Origin of the sequence: Streptomyces sp. JH002 (assembly GCF_050916115.1) — a bacterium.
Taxonomy (GTDB): Bacteria; Actinomycetota; Actinomycetes; order Streptomycetales; family Streptomycetaceae; genus Streptomyces; species Streptomyces xiamenensis.
The window spans coordinates 1,068,439-1,082,893 of sequence record NZ_CP087989.1; the positions used below are offsets into that span (position 1 = coordinate 1,068,439).

The following is a 14,455-nucleotide window of genomic DNA, read 5'->3' on the forward strand; positions in this document are numbered from 1 at the left end:
TTGCCGAACTGCCCGAAGGACACCACCCTGAGGGCAGCCCGGCGCCTTGCGATGCACCGCATCCGACAACGCGGACTGATCCACGAAGATCCAAAAGAGACGTCCTGGTCCACCAGTGGCCCCTCCCCCGGCGGGCGCCGGGGGAGGGCGTGGCATCAGGCGGCCATCGCCACCTCGGTGCCGGCCGGGGTCAGCGCCAGCTCCAGCACCTGGCGGACATCGGTGACCGGGTGCACCTCAAGGTCCGCCAGCACCTCGCGGGGCACATCGTCCAGATCGGGCTCGTTGCGCTGCGGGATGATCACCGTGGTGATGCCGGCCCGGTGCGCGGCGAGCAGCTTCTGCTTGACGCCGCCGATCGGCAGCACCCGGCCGGTCAGCGAGACCTCACCGGTCATCGCCACGTCCGGCCGCACCTGGCGCCCGGACAGCAGCGAGGCCAGCGCGGTGGTCATGGTGATGCCGGCGCTGGGGCCGTCCTTGGGCACCGCCCCGGCGGGGATGTGCAGATGGACGCCGCGTTCCTTGAGGTCACCGACCGGCAGTTCCAGTTCGGCGCCGCGCGAACGCAGGTAGGACAGGGCGATCTGGCCGGACTCCTTCATGACGTCGCCCAGCTGGCCCGTGAGGCTCAGCCCGGCGCCGCCGGTCTCCGCGTCCGCCAGCGACGCCTCGATGTAGAGCACGTCGCCGCCGGCGCCGGTGACCGCGAGCCCGGTGGCCACGCCGGGGACCGCCGTACGCCGCTGCTCGGGCGACTGGGCCGCCTCCGGCGTGTGGTGCGGACGGCCGATGAGGCCGCGCAGATCGTCCTCGGTGACGGTGTGCGGCAGCGTCAGTTCGCCCAGCTCGTTGCGGGCGGCGACCTTGCGCAGCAGCCTGGCCAGGGAGCGTTCCAGGGAACGCACGCCCGCCTCGCGGGTGTACTCGCCGGCCAGCTTGCGCAGCACGCCGTCGGTCACCCCCACCTCGGCGGGGTCCAGGCCCGCCCGCTCCAGCTGGCGGCGCAGCAGGTGCTCCCGGGCGATGGTGACCTTCTCGTCCTCGGTGTAGCCGTCGAGCTGCACCAGTTCCATCCGGTCCAGCAGCGGCTGCGGGATGCCCTCCAGCATGTTGGCGGTGGCCAGGAAGACCACGTCGCTCAGGTCGAGTTCGACCTCCAGGTAGTGGTCGCGGAAGGTGTGGTTCTGGGCCGGGTCCAGCACTTCGAGCAGCGCGGCGGAGGGGTCGCCCCGGTAGTCGCTGCCGACCTTGTCGATCTCGTCCAGCAGGATGACGGGGTTCATCGACCCGGCTTCCTTGATGGCGCGCACGACGCGTCCGGGCATGGCGCCCACGTACGTACGGCGGTGGCCGCGGATCTCGGCCTCGTCGCGGACGCCGCCCAGCGCGACCCGGACGAAGCTGCGGCCCATGGCGCGGGCCACGGACTCGCCCAGCGAGGTCTTGCCGACGCCGGGCGGGCCGACCAGGGCGAGGACGGCGCCGCCGCGCCGGCCGCCGATGACGCCCAGGCCCTTGTCGGAGCGGCGCTTGCGCACGGCCAGGTACTCGGTGATGCGTTCCTTGACGTCGGTGAGCCCGGCGTGGTCGGCGTCCAGGACGGCCTTGGCGCCGGTGATGTCGTAGGCGTCCTCGGTGCGGTGGTTCCAGGGCAGTTCGAGAACGGTGTCCAGCCAGGTGCGGATCCAGCTGCCCTCGGGGGAGGCGTCGGAGGAGCGCTCCAGCTTGTCGACCTCCTTCAGGGCCGCCTCGCGGACCTTCTCGGGGAGGTCGGCGGACTCCACGCGGGCGCGGTAGTCCTCGCCCTCGTCCGCGGCGTCGCCGTTCAGTTCGGCCAGTTCCTTGCGGACGGCCTCCAGCTGGCGGCGCAGCAGGAATTCGCGCTGCTGCTTGTCGACGCCCTCCTGGACGTCCTTGGCGATGGACTCGGCGACATCCTGTTCGGCCAGGTGGTCGCTGAGCAGGCGCACGGCCAGCCGCAGCCGTTCGACCGGCTCGGTGGTCTCCAGCAGGGTCAGGCGCTGCTCGGTGGTGAGGAACGGGGAGTAGCCGGCGTTGTCGGCCAGGGCTCCGGGGTCCTCGATCTGCTGGAGCCGGTCGACGACCTCCCAGGCGCCGCGCTGGCGCAGCCAGGCGGTGGCCAGGGCCTTGTACTCCTTCATCAGCTCGGTGACGGCGCCGGGCAGCGGGGTGGGCTGCTCCTCGGCGACGGGGGTGCCCTCGACCCACAGGGCGGCGCCGGGTCCTGTGGTGCCGGAGCCGATCCGCACCCGGCGCAGGCCGCGGATGAGGGCGCCGGGGCCGCCCTCGGAGAGCCGGCCGACCTGTTCGACGCGGCCGGCTACGCCGGTCGCGGCGTAGGAGCCCTCGATCCGCGGCACCAGCAGGACGCGGGGCTTCTCACCGGCGGGGGCCGCCGCCTGGGCGGCCTCGACCGCGGCGCGGACCTCGGGGTCGGACAGTTCCAGCGGGACGACCATGCCGGGCAGCACGACCTCGTCGTCCAGGGGCAGCACGGGCAGGGTGAGTGTGTCGGATGACGATGTCGGTGCCATGACCTCTCCCTCAGCAGACAAGTTGAGTTCACTGCACTCAATGCCGGAGGGCGGCGGGATGTTCCCCGGAGGCCGGACGTTCGCTGTGAGCGATCAGAGCGGGACCGTACGCGTCCCCGCACGGGCACGCGCCGGGGAACCGCGCGGGTGACCGTGCCCGGACGCGCGGGCCGGTCAGCTCTCCCGCAGCAGCCGCTCCAGGAAGGCGGCGGTGGCGGCCGGCGGCTCGGCCTGGAGCACGACCTGGTTCATCACGTGCCGGTACTGCTCTATCTCGGCGGGCTTGTCCGGGTAGACACCGCCGTTCAGCTGCTCCAGGTACACCACGTCGGGCAGCTCGGCGCCCGGCGGGCGCAGCACCGTCACCGGGCCGCCCACCGCCGCGTGCCCGCCGGCCGAGAACGGCAGCACCTGGATGCTGACGTGCGCCAGCCGGGAGATCTCCAGCAGATGCCCCAGCTGCTCGCGCATCATCGCCGCGCTGCCCATGGAGCGGCGCAGCGCCGCCTCGTCGATCACCGCCCACAGATGGGGCGGGCCCGGCCGGTGCAGAATGCGCTGCCTGGCCATCCGCAGCTCGACCCGGCGTTCCAGCAGCCCGTCCTGCGGCTCGGGGGTGAGCCGGTGCACGGCGCGGCTGTATCCCTCGGTCTGGAGCAGTCCCGGGATGAACTGCTGCTCATACGTACGGATGACCACGGCCGCCTGCTCCAGGCCGAGGAAGACGTTCAGCCAGCTGGGCACCACATCGTGGTACGCGTGCCACCAGCCGGGGGTGTTGGACTGCCGGGCCAGTGCCAGCAGGGTGGCGCGCTCGGCGGAGTCGGTCACCCCGTACAACGTCAGCAGGTCATCCACGTCGCGCAGCTTGAACCCGGTGCGGCCCATCTCCAGCCGGCTGATCTTGGAGTGCGAGGCGCGGATCACCTCGCCCGCCTCCGCGCCGGTGATCCGGCGGGCCTCGCGCAGCTTGCGCAGCCTGGCGCCCAGGATCATGCGGGGGACGGTGGGCCCGGATCTGCGGTCGTCCAGGGGTCCCCCGACGCGCTCACTCACGGCTCTTGTCACGCCCATGTCCGCTCCCATGCCGTAGCCGCGAACGCCTCACTGTACTAGAACCCTTACCCCGCGATCCGGCGCGCACCGTGACGGACTTGGCGCCCCGGCGGTCGGTGCCCCGGATGCGCCGGCGGCGGTCGTCGCCCGCCCGGCGCATGCGCTCCAGCTCCTCCCGCAGCTCCCCGCGCTGCCACGCCTTCGCCCAGCGGCGCGCGGTCACCATGGGATCGTCCGGCTCCGGGATGCCCTGTGCCTCGGCCCGCGAACGGCGGGACTTGACGGCCGCCACCATCGCCGCCGCGGCTGCGGCGCGGGCGCGCTCGCTCTCGGCACGGGCCGCGGCGATGGTGGCGGTGGGCCAGATCCGGTCCACGGCGGCGTTCAGCGCGGCGCCGACCAGCACGGCGAAGGCGGACAGGGCCAGCCACAGCAGGATCGCGACCGGCACCGCCAGCGACCCGTACATGCTGGGCCCCTCGACCGTCGCGCGCAGATACGCCTTGAGGGCGTACGCGCACGCCGCCCAGATGGTCAGCGCCACCAGCGCGCCGGGGATGTCTTCGCGCCAGGGCGACCGCACCGGCACCGACACGTGGTACAGCGTGGTGAGGAAGGAGACGCACAGCAGCAGCAGGAGCGGCCAGTACGTGTAGCGCAGCGCCCCGGACAGCTGCGGCACCCACTCGGCGACCATGCCGGGGCCGATCACCATGGCGGGCACGGCGATCGCGCCGACCACCATGCTGACCACGTACATGGAGAACGCCAGCAGCCGGGTGGTGGCCGGGTTGCGGTGGCCGTCGAGCCCGTACATCACGGTGATGGTGCCGACGAAGACGTTCATCGCCCGCGAGCCCGACCACAGGGCGACGATGAAGCCGAAGGACATCACGTCGGGGCGGGGCCCGGAGACCAGATCGTTGATCAGCGGCGTGATGACCTCGTCCACGCCCCGGTCGGAGAGCATCGCCCCGGACAGCTCCAGGATGTGGCCGCGCACGGTGGGCAGCGCCGTGGTGCCGGCCACCGCGTCCAGGCTGGAGAGCAGCCCGATCAGGCCCAGCAGCAGCGGGGGCAGGGAGAGCAGGGTGAAGAACGCCGCCTCGGCGGCCATGCCCATCACCCGGTGCTCCGAGCAGGAGGTGATGGTGTCCTTCAGCAGCAGCCAGGAGAGCCTGCCCTTGGGAATGTTGCGGTAGACGGCGCTGCGCGAGGGGCGTCCGAGGCGTCTGCGCTCCTGTTTCTCCCGCTTCTTCTCCTGCTTTGTGTCGCGTCTGTCCTGTCTGTCGTGCTCCGTGCCGGGCCCGGGGTCCGGCGTCCGGCCCCGCGCCCCGTCCCCGGTCGTCCCCCGTGGTGCTTCCCCCCGCTCCGCCGCGCGCTGCCTGCGCTGTCCCTCCGGTATGGGTGCTGACTGTTCGGCGTTCACGCGCATAACGTAACCGCATGACCTCCACCTCCAGCACGCACCGGGTGACCAACCAAGTTCCGCCCCTGGTGGGCCACGACGTCTTCGGCGCGGACGCCGCGCTGCGGGAGGCGGTGGAGCGCCACAGCGGTGACCCCGGGCAGGAGGCGCGCAGCGCGGCGGAGTTGAGCGAGCTGGGCCGGGCGGCCGGCTCGCGGGAGGCGCAGGAGTGGGGGCGGCTGGCCAACGAGAATCCCCCGGTGCTGCGCACCCACGACCGCTACGGCGAGCGGATCGACGAGGTGGAGTTCCACCCGTCCTGGCACCGGCTGCTGGAGCGCGGGGTGGCCGCCGGCCTGACGGCGGCGTGGCCGCGTACGGACGGCCATCTGCGGCGCGCCGCCGCGTTCGTGGTGTGGTCGCAGGTGGAGGCGGGGCACGGCTGTCCGCTGTCGATGACGCACGCCGCGGTGCCCGCGCTGCGCGCCGAGCCCGCACTGGCCGCCGCGTGGGAGCCGCTGCTGACCTCCACGGTGTACGAGCCGGGGCTGCGCCCGCCGGCCGGCAAGGCGGGGGTGCTGGCCGGGATGGGGATGACGGAGAAGCAGGGCGGCTCGGACGTCCGGGCCAACACGACCGAGGCCGTACCGCTCCAGGAGGACGGGGCCTACGCGCTGCGCGGTCACAAGTGGTTCTGCTCGGCGCCGATGTCGGACGTGTTCCTGGTGCTGGCGCAGGCGCCCGGCGGCCTCACCTGTTTCCTGCTGCCCCGGGTGCTGCCGGACGGCAGCCGCAACACCTTCCTCGTCCAGCGGCTGAAGGACAAGCTGGGCAACCGTTCCAACGCCTCCGCCGAGGTGGAGTTCGACGGTTCCACGCTGGCGTGGCGGGTCGGCGAGGAGGGGCGCGGGGTGGCCACCATCATCGGGATGGTGGCGGCGACCCGGCTGGACTGTGTGGCCGGGTCCGCGGCGATCATGCGGCAGGCGGTGACCCAGGCGGTGCATCACGCGGAGCACCGTTCGGCGTTCGGCGGCGCGCTGATCGACAAGCCGCTCATGCGCAACGTCCTGGCGGATCTGGCGCTGGAGTCGGAGGCGGCGACCGTGCTGACGATGCGGCTGGCCGCGGCGTACGACCGGGCGGCGGCGGGCAGCGCCTCGGAGCGGCATCTGCTGCGGCTCGCGGTGCCGGCGGCCAAGTACTGGGTGACCAAGCGCTGTACCCCGCTGACGGTGGAGGCGCTGGAGTGCCTGGGCGGCAACGGCTACGTGGAGGAGTCCGGGATGCCGCGGCTGCTGCGCGAGTCGCCGCTGAACTCGATCTGGGAGGGGGCGGGCAATGTGCAGTCCCTCGACGTACTGCGGGCGTTGCAGCGTGAGCCGATGGCGCTGAACGCGTTCCTGACCGAGGTGGGGCACTCCTCGGGCGCCGACCACCGGCTGGACGCGGCGATCAAGGACGTGCTGACGGAGCTGTCGGACCTGGAGGGCATCGAGGGGCGTGCGCGCCGGCTGGTGGAGCGGCTGGCGCTGGTGCTGCAGGGGTCGCTGCTGGTCCGGTACGCCCCGGCGGCGGTGGCCGACGCGTTCTGCGCCTCGCGGCTGGGCGGGGAGGGCGGGCTCGCCTTCGGGACGCTGCCGAAGGGGCTCGACCTGGAGGCGGTGGTGGAGCGGGCGCTGCCCCGGTAGGGGTGGGGCGCCTGTGATGGAATGACGGGAATGAGCACCTCGCCGCCCCCGGACCCCGCCCGCGACGCCGGCGCCCCCGCCGCCCGTGTCACCGTCACCACCTGGTACCTGGAGCAGACGGAGCCGCGGGAGCCGGGCCCGGCCCGCCGTCCGGCGCCCGGCGCGGAGGTCCGGATCGAGCGGGCGGCGGTGCCCAGCCCCGAGTTCAGCCGCTTTCTGTACACGGCGGTGGGCCAGGACGTCGCCTGGACCGACCGGCTGCCGTGGGACCTGGCCCGGTGGCGGGCGCATCTGGAGCGGCCGGGGGTGGAGACCTGGGTGGTGTACGAGTGCGGCACCCCCGGCGGCTTCGTCGAACTGACCGCCCAGGACGCCGGGGTGGTGGAGATCAGCTACTTCGGGCTGCTGCCCGCCTTCCGGGGCCGTGGCCTGGGCGGGCTGCTGCTCGCCGAGGGCACCGCCCGCGCCTGGGATCTGGCCGGGCGGTGGCCGGACCGCGAGCCGACCCGGCGGGTGTGGGTGCACACCTGCTCGCAGGACGGGGAGCACGCCCTGGAGAACTACCGGCGGCGCGGTTTCCGGCTGTACGACACCCAGGTCGGCCAGGAACCGTACGCGGCGCAGCCCGGGCCCTGGCCGGGCGCATAACGGGGCTCTCACCAGCACGTCTCTGCATATGAGACTCATCCGTCCACATCACGGACGACTCTGGACTGCCCGACAGCGCCCGTGCGACGCTGACCGGCATGTCGCGAGCTGGAACCGCCCTGGTGAGCAGGCGCCACATCGACCTCGGTCGCATGTGCAGCGCCATGTGTCCGCACTGCTGAGCGCCACCGCGCGCCGGCCGCCCTTCCCCGGTGTGTCTCCCTGACAACCGGCTGCCCGACGTCGACTCTGCCCCGTTCCGCCGCTTTCGCGCGGCCCCTTGTGGGTCAGAGCCTCTTTGCCGCCTGCCGAAGGACGAACGAAGCATGTCCGAGCCCGCGAAGAAGTCCGCTGCCCCCAACCGCCGCAAAGCCGGACGCCACCGCGGCGAAGGCCAGTGGGCCGCAGGACATTTCACCCCGCTCAACCCGAACGAGCAGACCAAGAAGGACGACGACGGTCTCAACGTACGGACGCGCATCGAGACCATTTACGCGCAGCGCGGGTTCGACTCCATCGACGGCGCCGACCTGCGCGGCCGGATGCGCTGGTGGGGGCTGTACACGCAGCGCCGCCCCGGCATCGACGGCGGCAAGACCGCTGTCCTGGAGCCGGAGGAGCTGGACGACGAGTACTTCATGCTGCGGGTGCGCATCGACGGCGGCCGGCTGACCACCGCCCAGCTGCGCGTGATCGCCGAGGTCTCGCAGGAGTTCGCCCGCGGCACGGCCGACATCACCGACCGGCAGAACATCCAGTACCACTGGATCCGCATCGAGGACATGCCGGAGATCTGGCGCCGCCTGGAGGGCGTGGGCCTGTCCACCACCGAGGCCTGCGGCGACACCCCGCGCGTCATCGTCGGCTCCCCGGTGGCCGGCATCGCCGCCGACGAGATCCTCGACGGCACCCCCGCCATCGAGGAGATCCAGCGCCGCGTCATCGGCAACAAGGCGTTCTCCAACCTCCCGCGCAAGTTCAAGGCCGCCATCTCCGGCTCCCCGCAGCAGGACGTGGCCCACGAGGTCAACGACATCGCGTTCGTCGGCGTCCAGCACCCCGAACGCGGCCCCGGCTTCGACCTGTGGGTGGGCGGTGGACTGTCCACCAACCCCAAGATCGGGGTGCGGCTGGGCGCCTGGGTGCCGCTGGAAGAAGTCGCCGACGTGTACGAGGGAGTCGTGGGCCTCTTCCGCGACTACGGCTACCGGCGGCTGCGTACCCGGGCCCGGATCAAGTTCCTGATCGCCGACTGGGGTCCGGAGAAGTTCCGGCGGGTGCTGGAGGACGAGTACCTGCTGCGCCGGATGGCCGACGGCCCCGCCCCCGCCGCCCCGGTGGACCAGTGGCGCGACCACATCGGGGTGCACCCGCAGCGCGACGGCCGGTACTACGTCGGCTTCGCCCCCCGGGTGGGCCGGGTGGACGGGACGACCCTGGCGAAGATCGCCGACCTCGCCGAGTCGCACGGCTCCGGCCGCGTGCGGACCACCGTGCAGCAGAAGATGCTGATCCTCGATGTCCCAAAGGACCGCGTCACCTCGCTGACCGAGGGCCTGGCGGCGCTGGACCTGACCGCGCGGCCCTCCCCGTTCCGGCGCGGCACCATGGCCTGCACCGGCATCGAGTTCTGCAAGCTGGCGATCGTGGAGACCAAGGGCCGCGGCGCCTCGCTGATCGACGAACTGGAGCGCCGGCTGCCGGGCTTCACCGAGCCGCTCACCATCAACATCAACGGCTGCCCCAACTCCTGCGCCCGCATCCAGATCGCCGACATCGGGCTCAAGGGCCAGCTGGTGACGGACGCCGAGGGCCGGCAGGTCGAGGGATTCCAGGTGCACCTGGGCGGATCGCTGGGTCTGGAGCCCGGCTTCGGCCGCAAGGTGCGCGGCCTGAAGGTCACCTCCGCCGAACTCCCGGACTACATCGAGCGGGTGCTGCGCGCCTTCGAGGAACAGCGCGCCGAGGGCGAGTCCTTCGCGACGTGGGCGGCGCGGGCCGACGCGGAGGCGCTGTCATGAGCGAGCGGGCCGCCCCGTACTACTGCCCCTACTGCGGCGACGAGGACCTGCGCCCCTCCGAGGAAGGGCACGGCGCCTGGGAGTGCGCGGCCTGCAACCGCGCCTTCCGGCTGTCGTTCCTGGGACTGCTGGCGAGCGGGCTGCGGCAGCGACCGCCGGGAGAGGAACCGATATGAGCGCCCCCCGTACCGCCACCGAACTGCGCGCGCTCGCCGAACGGGCGGGCCGGGAACTGGAGGAGGCCCCGGCACTGGAGATCCTGCGCTGGGCCACCGGCACCTTCGGCCCGCGGTTCTGCGTGACCTCCTCCATGGAGGACGCCGTCGTCGCCCATCTCGCCTCCCGGGCGCACCCGGGCGTCGACGTGGTCTTCCTCGACACCGGCTACCACTTCCCGGAGACCATCGGCACCCGCGACGCGGTCGAAGCGGTGATGGACGTCCGCCTCATCACCCTCACCCCGCTGCGCACCGTCGCCGAACAGGACGCCGAGTTCGGCCCCGCGCTGCACGACCGCGACCCCGACCGCTGCTGCGCGCTGCGCAAGGTGGCCCCGCTGGAGCGGGGGCTGGCCGGGTACGACGCGTGGGCCACCGGGCTGCGCCGCGACGAGTCCCCCACCCGGGCCGGCACCCCGGTCGTCGGCTGGGACGAGCGCCGCGGCAAGGTCAAGGTCTCCCCCATCGCCCGCTGGACCCAGGACGACGTGGACCGTTACGTCGCCGAACACGGGGTGCTCACCAACCCGCTGCTCCAGGACGGCTACACCTCCATCGGCTGCGCGCCGTGCACCCGCCGGGTGCGGGCCGGCGAGGACGCCCGCGCCGGGCGCTGGGCCGGGCGCGCCAAGACCGAATGCGGACTGCACGGCTGATGGCGCAGTTGAACACAGATGACAGCGGACGTCCGGGAGTGGGAGAAAAGGACTCGATGAGCGAGCAGGGTCAGGGCAGTGGCGGCGCCACCGTGTGGCTGACCGGGTTGCCCAGCGCCGGAAAAACCACCATCGCCCGGGCGCTGGGCGCCCGGCTGGAGCACGAGGGCCATCGGGTGGAGGTGCTGGACGGTGACGAGATCCGCGAATTCCTGTCCGCCGGGCTCGGCTTCGGACGCACGGACCGCGACACCAATGTGCGGCGCATCGGCTTCGTCGCCGAACTCCTGGCCTCGCACGGGGTGCTGGCCTTGGTCCCGGTGATCGCCCCGTACGCGGACACCCGGGCGGAGGTGCGCCGGCGGCACGAGGAAGGCGGCACGGCGTACCTGGAGGTGCATGTGGCCACGCCGGTCGAGGTCTGCTCACGGCGTGATGTGAAGGGCCTGTACGCGCGGCAGGCCGCGGGCGAACTCTCCGGGCTGACCGGGGTCGACGACCCCTACGAGGAACCCGCCGCCCCCGATCTGCGGCTGGCCACCCAGGACCGCGGCGTGAGCGAGTCGGCGGACGCCGTGTACGAGCTGCTGACGGAACGGGGGCTGCTGGCATGAGCGTCGGCGAATCGTACGCGCTGACCCACCTGGACGTGCTGGAGTCGGAGTCGGTCCACATCTTCCGGGAGGTGGCCGGGGAGTTCGAACGCCCGGTGATCCTGTTCTCGGGTGGCAAGGACTCCATCGTCATGCTGCATCTGGCGCTGAAGGCGTTCGCCCCGGCGCCGGTGCCGTTCACCCTGCTGCACGTGGACACCGGGCACAACTTCCCCGAGGTTCTGGACTACCGCGACCGGATCGTCGCCCAGCACGGACTGCGGCTGCACATCGCCTCCGTACAGGAGTTCATCGACCGCGGCGAACTGCGCGAGCGCGCCGACGGCACCCGCAACCCGCTGCAGACGGTGCCGCTGCTGCACGCCATCCGCGCGCACCGCTTCGACGCCGTGTTCGGCGGTGGCCGGCGCGACGAGGAGAAGGCCCGCGCCAAGGAACGGGTGTTCTCGCTGCGCGACGAGTTCGGCGGCTGGGACCCGCGCCGCCAGCGCCCCGAGCTGTGGCAGCTGTACAACGGACGGCACGCGCCCGGCGAACACGTACGGGTCTTCCCGCTGTCCAACTGGACCGAGCTGGACGTGTGGCAGTACATCGGCCGGGAGAAGATCGAGATCCCCGCCATCTACTACGCCCACGAGCGGGAGGTGTTCGCCCGCTCCGGCATGTGGCTGGCGCCGGGCCACTGGGGCGGGCCGCGCGACGGCGAACGCACCGAACGCCGCCGGGTCCGCTACCGCACCGTCGGCGACATGTCGTGCACCGGCGCCGTCGAGTCGGACGCCGAGACCATCGAGCAGGTCATCGCCGAGATCGCCGCCTCCCGCCTCACCGAGCGCGGCGCCACCCGCGCCGACGACAAGCTGTCCGAGGCCGCCATGGAGGACCGCAAACGCGAGGGGTACTTCTGATGACCGACACCACCTCCCTGCTGCGCTTCGCCACCGCCGGATCCGTCGACGACGGCAAGTCCACCCTGGTGGGCAGGCTGCTGCACGACTCCAAGTCGGTGCTCTCCGACCAGCTCGCCGCCGTCGAGGCCGCCTCCCGCAACCGGGGACAGCAGACCCCCGACCTGGCGCTGCTCACCGACGGGCTGCGCGCCGAGCGCGAACAGGGCATCACCATCGATGTCGCCTACCGCTACTTCGCCACACCCCGGCGCCGGTTCATCCTGGCCGACACCCCGGGGCACGTGCAGTACACCCGCAACATGGTGACCGGCGCCTCCACCGCCGATCTCGCCGTCGTCCTGGTCGACGCCCGCAACGGCGTCGTCGAGCAGACCCGAAGGCACGCCGCCGTGGCCGCCCTGCTGCGGGTCCCCCACGTCGTGCTGGCCGTCAACAAGATGGACCTCGTCGGCTACGCCGAGCGGGTCTTCGCGGACATCACCGGTGAGTTCGGCGCGTACGCCGCCTCGCTGCGCATCCCCCACGTGACCGCGATCCCCATCTCGGCGCTCGCCGGGGACAACGTGGTCACCCCCTCGGCGCACATGGACTGGTACGGCGGCCCCACCGTGCTGGAGCACCTGGAGACCGTGCCGGTGGACCACGGGCCCGCCACCGGGCCGGCCCGCTTCCCGGTCCAGTACGTGATCCGGCCACAGACCGCCGAGCACCCCGACTACCGCGGGTACGCGGGGCGGCTGGCCGCCGGAGTGCTGCGGGTCGGCGAGCCGGTCACCGTCCTGCCCGCCGGTCGCACCAGCACGGTCGCGGGCATCGACGCGCTGGGCACCACGGTGGACGAGGCCAGGGCGCCGCAATCGGTCACCGTCACGCTCGCCGACGACCTGGACATCTCACGCGGTGACGTCCTGGTGCCGGCCGGCGAAGGGCCGCTGCCCACCCAGGACATCACCGCCACCGTGTGCCATCTGCACGACCGGCCGCTGACCCCGGGAGCGCGGGTGCTGCTCAAGCACACCACCCGCACCGTGAAGGCGATCGTCAAGGAGATCCCCTCGCGGCTCACCCTGAACGACCTCTCCCCGCACCCGGTGCCGGGCGAGCTGGCCGCCAACGACATCGGCCGGGTGGTGCTGCGCACCTCGGAGCCGCTGCCGCTGGACCCGTACGCCGTCTCCCGGACCACCGGATCGTTTCTGCTGATCGACCCCGCGGACGGCTCCACCCTCACCGCCGGCATGGCGGGCGACGCCTTCGCGGCCCCGGCGGCGGACGGTGCCGGCGCCCCCGGCACGCCCGCCGACCACGAGGGGTGGGACTTCTGATCATGCTCAAGGATGTCTTCTCGACCTTCGCGAAGGAGGGCGGCCGGGTCGGCAGCGGCGCGCTGGGCGCCGGCCACGGCGGGATCGCGCGATGTGCGGACCACTGAGCTCCCACGCCGCCCGTCCCGTACGACCCTCCCGCTGCCTCCGGCCGGGAGGCGACCCCAACCGGCCGGTGCCGCCCCGGCACGCCGTCCGGTCTCGCGAGAGGACTCCCCCTTGACCACCGCGCGCCGCTCCCTGCTGACCGCCGCCGTCGTCGCCCCGCTGCTCATCGGCGCGACCGCCTGCGGCTACGGCTCCAACTCCTCCGACGAGGGCAAGAAGACCTCGCAGGAGAGAACCGGTGAGAAGCTGTCCACCGACAACGTCAACATCGGCTACTTCGCCAACATCACCCACGCCACCGCCGTCATCGGACTCCAGGACGGCGGGCTGATCGCCCAGGAGCTGGGCGGTACCGGCTTCACCCCCTCCGTCTTCAACGCCGGCCCCTCCGCCATCGAGGCGCTCAACGGCGACTCCATCGACGTGACCTTCATCGGCCCCAACCCGGCCATCAACGGCTGGGCCCAGTCCGGCGGCCGCAACCTGCGGATCGTCTCCGGGGCGGCCTCCGGCGGCGCCTCCCTGGTCGTCAACCCCGACCGGGTCTCCGGGCTGGATGACCTGGCCGGCAAGACCCTGGCCACCCCGCAGCTGGGCAACACCCAGGACGTCGCGCTGCTGAGCTACCTCGCGGACCAGGGCTTCGAGGTCGACGCGAGCACCGGCGCCGGCGACGTGGACGTCGTCCGTGTCCCCAACGCCGAGATCCCGGCCGCCTTCGAGGGCGGCGACATCGACGGCGCGTGGGTGCCCGAGCCGACCGCCGCCCGGCTGGTCGCCCAGGGCGCGGTGGAGATCCTGGACGAGGGCGAGCTGTGGGAGAACGGCCAGTACGTCGTCACCCATGTCATCGCCTCGCAGAGCTTCCTGGAGGAGCACCCGGACGTCGTGGAGGCCATCATCCGCGGGGTGGTGCGGACCAACGCCTGGATCAACGAGCACCCCGAGGAGGCCAGGGAGCAGTTCAACACCGCCATCGCCGCCCTGCCCGGCGGCAGTGAGCTGCCCCAGGAGGTCCTCGACCCGGCCTTCGACCACGTGGAGTTCCTGAACGACCCGCTGGCCGACTCGCTGCGCGTCAGCGCCGAGAGCACGGTCAACGCCGGGCTGCTGGACGAGGTCGACCTGAACGGGATCTACGACCTCTCGCTGCTGAACAAGGTGCTGGCCGAGGAGGGCCAGGACCCGGTCGGCGACGGCGGCCTCGGTGTCGAGTGACGACCTCTCCCGCAGATTCGACG

General features: G+C 72.5%; 12 protein-coding genes. 9 read left to right on the forward strand and 3 right to left on the reverse strand.

Annotation, left to right across the window (positions count from 1 at the left end):
• Positions 1–155 precede the first annotated feature (155 nt).
• From lon to H7827_RS04490, 3 genes are all read right to left on the reverse strand, one after another.
• Positions 156–2,558 (reverse strand): endopeptidase La, encoded by a 2,403-nt coding sequence (gene lon / locus H7827_RS04480; RefSeq protein ID WP_046725035.1) that lies wholly within the window; start codon positions 2,556–2,558, stop codon positions 156–158.
• A 174-nt stretch (positions 2,559–2,732) separates the two neighbouring features.
• Positions 2,733–3,614: a helix-turn-helix domain-containing protein gene (locus tag H7827_RS04485; protein WP_386536894.1), complete on the reverse strand. Its 882-nt coding sequence runs from the start codon at positions 3,612–3,614 to the stop codon at positions 2,733–2,735.
• The gene (locus H7827_RS04490; RefSeq protein WP_432742873.1) at positions 3,607–5,043 is read right to left on the reverse strand and encodes a YihY/virulence factor BrkB family protein; all 1,437 of its coding nucleotides are present in this window, start codon (positions 5,041–5,043) and stop codon (positions 3,607–3,609) included. The genes H7827_RS04485 and H7827_RS04490 overlap by 8 nt, the downstream gene beginning before the upstream one ends.
• Positions 5,044–5,060: 17 nt before the next feature.
• Between H7827_RS04490 and H7827_RS04495 the strand changes: the two genes are divergently transcribed.
• The 9 genes from H7827_RS04495 (at position 5,061) to H7827_RS04535 (ending at position 14,432) form a co-directional block, all read left to right on the forward strand.
• Positions 5,061–6,713, forward strand: a complete 1,653-nt coding sequence (locus tag H7827_RS04495) for an acyl-CoA dehydrogenase family protein (protein ID WP_432742875.1) — start codon at positions 5,061–5,063, stop codon at positions 6,711–6,713.
• A 30-nt stretch (positions 6,714–6,743) separates the two neighbouring features.
• Positions 6,744–7,361: a GNAT family N-acetyltransferase gene (locus H7827_RS04500; protein ID WP_432742877.1), complete on the forward strand. Its 618-nt coding sequence runs from the start codon at positions 6,744–6,746 to the stop codon at positions 7,359–7,361.
• A gap of 326 nt (positions 7,362–7,687) precedes the next feature.
• Positions 7,688–9,382, forward strand: coding sequence for a nitrite/sulfite reductase (locus tag H7827_RS04505; protein ID WP_432742879.1), 1,695 nt, complete (start codon positions 7,688–7,690; stop codon positions 9,380–9,382).
• Positions 9,379–9,558 carry a hypothetical protein gene (locus H7827_RS04510; RefSeq protein WP_030730543.1) on the forward strand — a complete coding sequence of 60 codons (180 nt, stop codon included), beginning with the start codon at positions 9,379–9,381 and terminating at the stop codon, positions 9,556–9,558. The genes H7827_RS04505 and H7827_RS04510 overlap by 4 nt, the downstream gene beginning before the upstream one ends.
• A complete protein-coding gene (locus H7827_RS04515) occupies positions 9,555–10,256 on the forward strand; it encodes a phosphoadenylyl-sulfate reductase (RefSeq protein WP_432742881.1) in 702 nt (233 codons plus the stop codon). The genes H7827_RS04510 and H7827_RS04515 overlap by 4 nt, the downstream gene beginning before the upstream one ends.
• A gap of 56 nt (positions 10,257–10,312) precedes the next feature.
• Positions 10,313–10,870 (forward strand): adenylyl-sulfate kinase, encoded by a 558-nt coding sequence (gene cysC, locus H7827_RS04520; protein WP_386536878.1) that lies wholly within the window; start codon positions 10,313–10,315, stop codon positions 10,868–10,870.
• Positions 10,867–11,778 (forward strand): sulfate adenylyltransferase subunit CysD, encoded by a 912-nt coding sequence (gene cysD / locus H7827_RS04525; RefSeq protein WP_030730533.1) that lies wholly within the window; start codon positions 10,867–10,869, stop codon positions 11,776–11,778. The genes cysC and cysD overlap by 4 nt, the downstream gene beginning before the upstream one ends.
• Positions 11,778–13,106 (forward strand): sulfate adenylyltransferase subunit 1, encoded by a 1,329-nt coding sequence (locus H7827_RS04530; protein ID WP_432742883.1) that lies wholly within the window; start codon positions 11,778–11,780, stop codon positions 13,104–13,106. Before cysD ends, H7827_RS04530 begins: the two co-directional genes overlap by 1 nt.
• A gap of 219 nt (positions 13,107–13,325) precedes the next feature.
• Positions 13,326–14,432: an ABC transporter substrate-binding protein gene (locus H7827_RS04535; protein ID WP_432742885.1), complete on the forward strand. Its 1,107-nt coding sequence runs from the start codon at positions 13,326–13,328 to the stop codon at positions 14,430–14,432.
• Positions 14,433–14,455 lie beyond the last annotated feature (23 nt).